General features: G+C 49.0%; 7 protein-coding genes and 1 tRNA gene. 6 read left to right on the top strand and 2 right to left on the bottom strand.

The window, feature by feature from the left end:
- Positions 1-153 precede the first annotated feature (153 nt).
- Positions 154-1,164, bottom strand: a complete 1,011-nt coding sequence (hemH, locus tag AC5M9B_RS09530; RefSeq protein WP_487648554.1) for a ferrochelatase — start codon at positions 1,162-1,164, stop codon at positions 154-156.
- Between the two features lie 109 nt (positions 1,165-1,273).
- Positions 1,274-2,389, bottom strand: a complete 1,116-nt coding sequence (tgt, locus tag AC5M9B_RS09525; protein WP_487648553.1) for a tRNA guanosine(34) transglycosylase Tgt — start codon at positions 2,387-2,389, stop codon at positions 1,274-1,276.
- A gap of 255 nt (positions 2,390-2,644) precedes the next feature.
- On the opposite strand from tgt, the gene AC5M9B_RS09520 reads away from it, so the two are divergent.
- The 6 genes from AC5M9B_RS09520 to pheS all read left to right on the top strand — a co-directional run bounded on the left by AC5M9B_RS09520 (position 2,645) and on the right by pheS (position 7,184).
- A tRNA-Val gene (locus AC5M9B_RS09520) sits at positions 2,645-2,721 on the top strand.
- Between the two features lie 54 nt (positions 2,722-2,775).
- On the top strand, positions 2,776-4,689 hold the full coding sequence (gene thrS / locus AC5M9B_RS09515; RefSeq protein WP_487648552.1) for a threonine--tRNA ligase: 1,914 nt from the start codon (positions 2,776-2,778) through the stop codon (positions 4,687-4,689).
- Between the two features lie 17 nt (positions 4,690-4,706).
- Positions 4,707-5,228 (top strand): translation initiation factor IF-3, encoded by a 522-nt coding sequence (infC, locus tag AC5M9B_RS09510; protein ID WP_074895063.1) that lies wholly within the window; start codon positions 4,707-4,709, stop codon positions 5,226-5,228.
- 146 nt (positions 5,229-5,374) lie between these two features.
- Positions 5,375-5,572, top strand: a complete 198-nt coding sequence (gene rpmI, locus AC5M9B_RS09505) for a 50S ribosomal protein L35 (protein WP_002232040.1) — start codon at positions 5,375-5,377, stop codon at positions 5,570-5,572.
- 12 nt (positions 5,573-5,584) lie between these two features.
- Positions 5,585-5,944 carry a 50S ribosomal protein L20 gene (gene rplT, locus AC5M9B_RS09500; protein ID WP_002214103.1) on the top strand — a complete coding sequence of 120 codons (360 nt, stop codon included), beginning with the start codon at positions 5,585-5,587 and terminating at the stop codon, positions 5,942-5,944.
- Positions 5,945-6,191: 247 nt separating this feature from the next.
- Entirely contained in the window at positions 6,192-7,184 is a 993-nt protein-coding gene (gene pheS / locus AC5M9B_RS09495; RefSeq protein ID WP_487648551.1) for a phenylalanine--tRNA ligase subunit alpha, read from the top strand.
- The last annotated feature ends 37 nt before the right edge of the window (positions 7,185-7,221 follow it).

The raw sequence follows: 7,221 nt of genomic DNA, 5'->3' as shown, positions 1-7,221 counted from the left end.
TTCTTGCAGGAAAGGCCGTATGCTACCGCATACTGGCCTTTTTCTGTTAGGGAAAGTTGCACTTCAAATGCGAATCCACCGTCGTCTGAAAACCTATCCTGCCGAAGCTTTTCAGACGACCTTAGATTTAAGTCAAACAAACGGAAGGATACTTCAAACCCATCCGCGCAAATTGCACCGCACCAAATCTGCCAGCGCGCCTATCCATTCTGCGCCGTCGTTCAGGCAGGGGATATAGCGGTATTCTTTACCGCCGGCAGCGTGAAATTGTTCGCGCCCCATCAAAGCGATTTCTTCCATCGTTTCCAAGCAGTCTGCAATGAAGCCCGGACAGAAAACGTCCAATTTCGTTATGCCTTGTTTCGGCAGTTCGTCAAACAGAACCTGCGTACTCGGTTTAACCCATTTTGCCTTGCCGAACTGGCTTTGGAAGGAGACGATATATTCCTGCTCAGCCAGTCCCAAGGCTTCGGCAAGCAGTTTGGCGGTATGGCGGCATTCGTCGGGATAAGGGTCGCCCTCGTCGTACTGTTTCTGCGGTATGCCGTGAAAACTCAGCATCAGTTTTTCGCCGCGCCCGTGTTCCGCCCAATATGCCTGAATCTGCTTTTTCATGGCTTCGATATAGCCTGCATCATCGTAGAAACGGGATATTGTGCGTATGCTGAGTTGGTTGCGCTGGCGCAGTAATTGCAAGAACACTTTATCCAAAGCCGCGCCTGTGCTTGATGCCGCATATTGCGGATAAAGCGGGACTACCAAAAGATTACCGATGCCTTGCGATTTCAATTCCGCCAAGACGTCGTCAACGCCCGGTTTGCCGTAAGTCATGGCGTAGCGGACGGTTACATCCGGCAGTAGTTTGCCCAAGGCTTCGGCTTGGCGTGCGGTATAAACCAATAAGGGCGAGCCTTCTTTAAACCAGATTTTTTCATAGGCATGCGCACTTTTTTTCGGGCGCAGCGTCAGTATCAGGCCACGCAAAATCGGTTGCCACAACAGCTTCGGCAGTTCTACCACGCGTTGGTCGGATAAAAAGTCGCGCAGGTAAGGTTTGACGGCTTGCGCGGTCGGAGCATCCGGTGTGCCGAGGTTAAGCAGTAGGACGGCGGTACGGGTTTGGTCGGTGTACGGGAGGGGAGGCTCTGGCAGGAAACGGGGCATGGTTTCTTTCTTTAATATTGAATGATATTTTGTGCAAAAGGTCGTCTGAAAAGCAAAGGGTCAATCAAGATAAATGTTTTCAGACGACCTCGATAAGCATAGTTAAATCTCAATCCACTCCGCGGGCGCGGTTTTCATGAAATTGCGCCTGCCAGTCGGCAAATTTTCCTTGCTCGATGGCTTCGCGCATTTCCGCCATGATGACTTGGTAGAAATGTAGGTTATGGATGGTGTTGAGTTGCGCGCCCAAGATTTCGCCGGTACGGTGCAGGTGGTGCAGGTAGGCGCGGCTGAAGTTTTGGCAGGCGTAGCAGGTGCAGCTTTCGTCTATCGGGCGTTTGTCGAGCTTGTGTTTAGCGTTTTTGATTTTCAAATCGCCGAAACGGGTGAACAGCCAGCCGTTGCGCGCATTGCGGGTGGGCATGACGCAGTCGAACATGTCCACGCCGTGTGCCACGCCGTAAACGAGATCTTCGGGTGTGCCAACGCCCATCAGGTAATGCGGTTTGTGTTCGGGCAGCATCGATCCGACGGCGCGCAGCATGCGGTACATTTCGGGTTTGGGTTCGCCGACGGACAGTCCGCCGATGGCAAGGCCGGGGAAGTCGAATTGTTCCAAGCCGCGCAGCGATTCTTCGCGCAAATCTTCATACATCGCGCCTTGCACGATGCCGAATAGGGCATTCGGGTTCTTCAAATCTTCAAAGGCTTTTTTGCTTCGTTCTGCCCAACGCAGGCTCATTTGCAGGGATTTTTGCGCCTGTTCGTGCGTTGCTTCGCCCGGTGTGCATTCGTCCAACTGCATCACAATGTCGGAATTGAGTACGGTTTGGATTTTCATGGAGATTTCGGGCGAGAGGAAGAGTCTGTCGCCGTTGATCGGGCTTTGGAAGGTGCAGCCTTCTTCAGTGAGTTTGCGCATATCGGAGAGCGAAAAAACTTGAAAACCGCCCGAGTCGGTCAAGATGGGTTTGTTCCAGCCGATAAAGTCGTGCAGGCCGCCAAATTGTTCGATGACTTCCAAACCGGGGCGCAGCCATAAATGGTAAGTGTTGCCCAAAATAATTTGTGCCTTGATGTCGTGCAGGTTTTGCGGATTCATCGCCTTAACCGAGCCGTAAGTGCCGACCGGCATAAATACGGGCGTTTCGATTTTGCCGTGGTTCAGTTCCAGCGTGCCGCGTCGGGCATGACCGTCTTTTTTATGTAAGGTAAATTTGAGCATAGGTTGTATCTATAATATAGAAAACGGCGTGCGAAGCCGCCGTGCAGTCAAACGATTGAGGTAAAAACGCGATTATAAAGGATTTTCATCGCAATAGCGGTGTTTGAATATTTCAGACGACCTTATTCGTATCGAGATGTTCACTGTTGAAAATGTTTCAAAAAAATCACAATGTTCCGACAATGTCGTCTGAAACCTCGTTTTCATGCTTGCCATTGCGTCAAAGTATCGTCTATAATCCGAACCCTGTTAAACAGGCACGTAGCTCAGTTGGTTAGAGCACCACCTTGACATGGTGGGGGTCGTTGGTTCGAATCCAATCGTGCCTACCAAATTTCCCAAACGGCATTTATGCCGTTATTTTTTAATGTTTTGGAGCTTTTTTGATGTTGAACATTACCTTGCCGGACGGCTCAGTCCGCCAATACGAATCGCCCGTTACCGTGGCACAGATTGCCGCGTCTATCGGAGCAGGTTTGGCGAAGGCGACAGTGGCGGGTAAGGTAAACGGCAAATTGGTCGATGCGTGCGATCCGATTACCGAAGATTCAACCGTCCAAATCATTACCCCGAAAGACCAAGAAGGCGTTGAAATCATCCGCCACTCTTGCGCCCACCTTGTCGGTCATGCGGTCAAGCAGCTCTATCCTAATGCAAAAATGGTTATCGGCCCCGTCATTGAAGAGGGCTTTTATTACGATATTGCTACGGAAAAACCGTTTACGCCTGAAGATGTTGCCGCTATTGAAGCGCGTATGAAAGAATTGATTGCTCAGGATTATGATGTAATCAAAATCATGACTCCGCGCGCCGAAACCATCAAAATTTTCCAAGATCGCGGCGAAGAATACAAACTGCGCCTGATTGAAGATATGCCCGAAGTTGAAGCAATGGGTATGTATCATCATCAGGAATATGTCGATATGTGCCGCGGTCCGCACGTTCCGAACACCCGCTTCCTGAAAAACTTCAAGCTGACCAAGCTGGCAGGTGCATACTGGCGTGGCGACAGCAATAATGAAATGCTGCAACGTATTTACGGCACTGCTTGGGCGACGAAAGATGAATTAAAAGCCTATATCCAGCGTATTGAAGAAGCAGAAAAACGCGACCACCGCAAATTGGGCAAGCAACTGGATTTGTTCCACTTGCAGGACGAAGCGCCGGGTATGGTGTTTTGGCATCCCAAAGGTTGGGCTTTGTGGCAGACTATCGAGCAGCATATGCGTAAAGAGCTGAATGCCGCCGGTTACAAAGAAGTCAAAACCCCCCAAATCATGGATAAAACCTTTTGGGAAAAATCCGGTCACTGGGATAACTACAAAGACAATATGTTCGTAACCAGTTCGGAAAAGCGCGAATACGCGGTTAAACCGATGAACTGCCCGGGACATGTCCAGATTTTCAATAACGGCTTGCGCTCGTACCGCGATTTGCCGATGCGTTTGGCAGAATTTGGTTCTTGCCATCGCAACGAGCCGAGTGGTGCATTACATGGACTGATGCGTGTTCGCGGTTTTGTACAAGACGATGCGCATATTTTTTGCACAGAAGATCAAATCGTTAGCGAAGCGCGCGCATTCAATGAATTGCTGGTTCGTATTTACAAGCAATTCGGTTTCCATGATGTATCCGTCAAGCTTTCACTGCGTCCTGAGAAGCGCGCAGGTTCAGACGACGTGTGGGATAAGGCAGAACAAGGTCTGCGCGAAGCATTGACTGCTTGCGGCGTGGAATGGGACGAGTTGCCGGGTGAAGGCGCGTTCTACGGACCTAAAATCGAATATCACGTCAAAGACGCATTGGGACGTTCTTGGCAGTGTGGTACGCTGCAACTGGACTTTGTATTGCCGGAACGCTTAGATGCAGAATATGTAACCGAAAACAATGACCGCGCCCGTCCGGTAATGTTGCACCGCGCCATTTTGGGTTCTTTGGAACGATTTATCGGTATTTTGATTGAAAACCATGCAGGTTCTTTCCCGTTGTGGTTGGCGCCGGTTCAAATGGTGATTATGAATATCACCGAAAATCAAGCGGATTACTGCTGTGAAGTGGCTGCTAAATTGCAAGCCGCCGGCTTCCGTGTAGAGCTGGATTTGCGTAACGAAAAAATCGGTTACAAAATCCGCGATAACAGCCAATACCGCTTCCCTTATCAAATCGTTGTCGGCGATAAAGAGAAGCAAGAAAACAAAGTGGCCGTGCGCCGTAAAGCAGAAGACTTGGGTTCTTTGGATTTGGATGATTTCATTGCGCAACTGCAGCAAGAAATCGCAGACGCCCTCGTCAACCATTAATTTTTATAGGAGTATTCATCATCGCTCAAGAACGCGAAGCACGAATCAATGGCGAAATTACCGCCAAAGAAGTGCGTTTAATCAGTGAGTCAGGCGAACAGCTTGGTGTCGTATCGGTTCGTGAAGCTTTGGCTATGGCCGAAGAGCAGGATGTGGATTTGGTAGAGATTTCCCCTACTGCCAAGCCGCCTGTATGCAAACTGATGGATTATGGTAAATATAAATACCAACAAGCCAAGAAACGCGACGAAGCCAAGAAAAACCAGAAGCAGGTACAAATTAAGGAAATCAAATTCCGTCCGGGTACCGATGAAGGCGATTATCAAATCAAAATGCGCAACATCAACCGCTTCTTGGCTGACGGCGATAAAGTCAAAGTAACACTCCGTTTCCGTGGTCGTGAAATGGCTCACCAGCAACTCGGTGCGCAACTTTTAGAGCGCGTAAAAGAAGATTTGGCGGAAGTGGCCCAAATCGAATCCTTCCCTAAAATGGAAGGTCGTCAAATGGTGATGATGATTGCCCCGAAGAAAAAATAAAGTTATAATTCTCAGCTTACTCCGATTGCCGCTTCGGAGTAAGCTTTTGATTGGCGGCAAAAACCGTGGCATTTTGGGTTCAAGTGTTTGAAACCAATGTTTTAAAACCCCCTAATGCCTTATCTAATAACGAATGGAGTTTTCCCATGCCTAAAATGAAAACCAAGTCTAGCGCGAAAAAACGCTTCAAAGTACTGGGTAACGGCGGTGTAAAACGCGCTCATGCGTTCAAACGCCACATCTTGACTAAAAAGACCACTAAAAACAAACGCCAATTGCGCGGTACCTCTATGGTAAACGATCGCGATTTGGCTTCTGTTGCTAAAATGTTACCCTACGCTTAAGGAGTTTAGAATATGCCACGCGTAAAACGCGGTGTAACCGCTCGTGCCCGTCACCAAAAAATCTTCGCGTTAGCCAAAGGCTACCGCGGTCGTCGTAAAAACGTATACCGCGTTGCCAAGCAAGCGGTAATGAAAGCCGGTCAATACGCATACCGTGACCGTCGTCAACGCAAACGCCAATTCCGTCAATTGTGGATTGTCCGTATCAATGCAGGTGCCCGTGAAAATGGTCTGTCTTACAGCAAATTCATGAACGGTCTGAAACGCGCCTCTATCGAAATCGACCGCAAAGTATTGGCTGATCTGGCTGTATTTGACAAAGCCGCTTTTGCACAATTGGTTGAGAAAGCTAAAGCTGCTTTGGCTGCTTAATCCAAAAAAATTTAAAAAGGAAGCTACGGCTTCCTTTTTTCTTTGTTTGAAGAAAGTCTATGTGATTGATTTTCTTTCTTTAAAGTCTATTTTTTTGAATTGATTTGCGCTAAAATACGCCGATTCTATCAAACGGATTGGCCGTAAACGATAAAAGGTCGTCTGAAAAGTTTGGCAACACCAAACCATACAGGCGGCCTCATTGTTTCAGACGACCCATCATCAACCGACAGACGATAAAACCACTATGGAAAATGTAAACCGTATCGTTGCAGAAGGCATTGCCGCAGTAGAAGCTGCGCAAGACTTCAACGCTCTAGAACAAATCAAAGCCCGTTATCTTGGTAAAACCGGCGAGTTGACCGGACTTCTGAAAACCTTAGGTCAAATGTCGCCTGAAGAGCGCAAAACCATAGGTGCGCATATCAATGAGTGCAAAAACCAGTTTCAGACGGCCTTTAACAATAAACGCGATGCGCTCAACGAAGCTAAACTGCAAGCCCAGCTTGCCGCCGAAGCACTCGATATTACCCTGCCCGGACGCGCGCAGGAAAACGGCGGTCTGCATCCCGTAACCCTGACTTTGCAACGTGTAGTGGAACTCTTTCACGGTATGGGTTTTGAAGTGGCGGATGGCCCGGAAATCGAAGACGATTTCCACAACTTCCAAGCCCTGAACATCCCCGCAAACCACCCGGCGCGCGCCATGCAGGATACGTTCTACGTTGAAAACGGCGATGTTTTGCGCACGCACACTTCCCCGATTCAAATCCGCTACATGCTCGACAAAAAAGAGCCGCCCATCCGCATTATCGCCCCCGGCCGCGTTTACCGCGTGGACAGCGATGCAACACACTCGCCCATGTTCCACCAAGCCGAAGGCCTGTGGGTGGAAGAGGGCGTAACCTTCGCCGATTTGAAAGCCGTGTTCACCGATTTCATCCGCCGCTTTTTCGAACGCGATGATTTGCAAGTGCGTTTCCGTCCGTCTTTCTTCCCGTTCACCGAACCGTCCGCCGAAATCGACATCATGGGCGAAAACGGCAAATGGCTGGAAGTCGGCGGCTGTGGCATGGTGCATCCCAATGTATTGAAAAACGTGAATATCGACCCCGAAAAATACACCGGTTTCGCCTTCGGCATCGGTCTCGACCGTTTCGCTATGCTGCGTTACAACGTGAATGACTTGCGGCTGTTTTTTGATAACGATTTGAACTTTTTGAAGCAGTTTGCAAGATAACGGAGGTTTGGTCATCTGAAAAAGGGAAATAGAACAT

The sequence above is a fragment of the Neisseria flava genome (assembly GCF_982712965.1).
The sequence above is the reverse complement of the archived record's forward strand: the minus strand, read 5'-3'. Positions and strand labels throughout refer to the sequence as shown.

Excerpts from the sequence above, each read along its gene's own strand:
- tgt (WP_487648553.1), bottom strand. The coding sequence starts at position 2,389 with ATGCTCAAATTTACCTTACATAAAAAAGACGGTCATGCCCGACGCGGC.
- hemH (WP_487648554.1), bottom strand. The coding sequence starts at position 1,164 with ATGCCCCGTTTCCTGCCAGAGCCTCCCCTCCCGTACACCGACCAAACC.
- rpmI (WP_002232040.1), top strand. The coding sequence starts at position 5,375 with ATGCCTAAAATGAAAACCAAGTCTAGCGCGAAAAAACGCTTCAAAGTA.
- rplT (WP_002214103.1), top strand. The coding sequence starts at position 5,585 with ATGCCACGCGTAAAACGCGGTGTAACCGCTCGTGCCCGTCACCAAAAA.
- pheS (WP_487648551.1), top strand. The coding sequence starts at position 6,192 with ATGGAAAATGTAAACCGTATCGTTGCAGAAGGCATTGCCGCAGTAGAA.
- thrS (WP_487648552.1), top strand. The coding sequence starts at position 2,776 with ATGTTGAACATTACCTTGCCGGACGGCTCAGTCCGCCAATACGAATCG.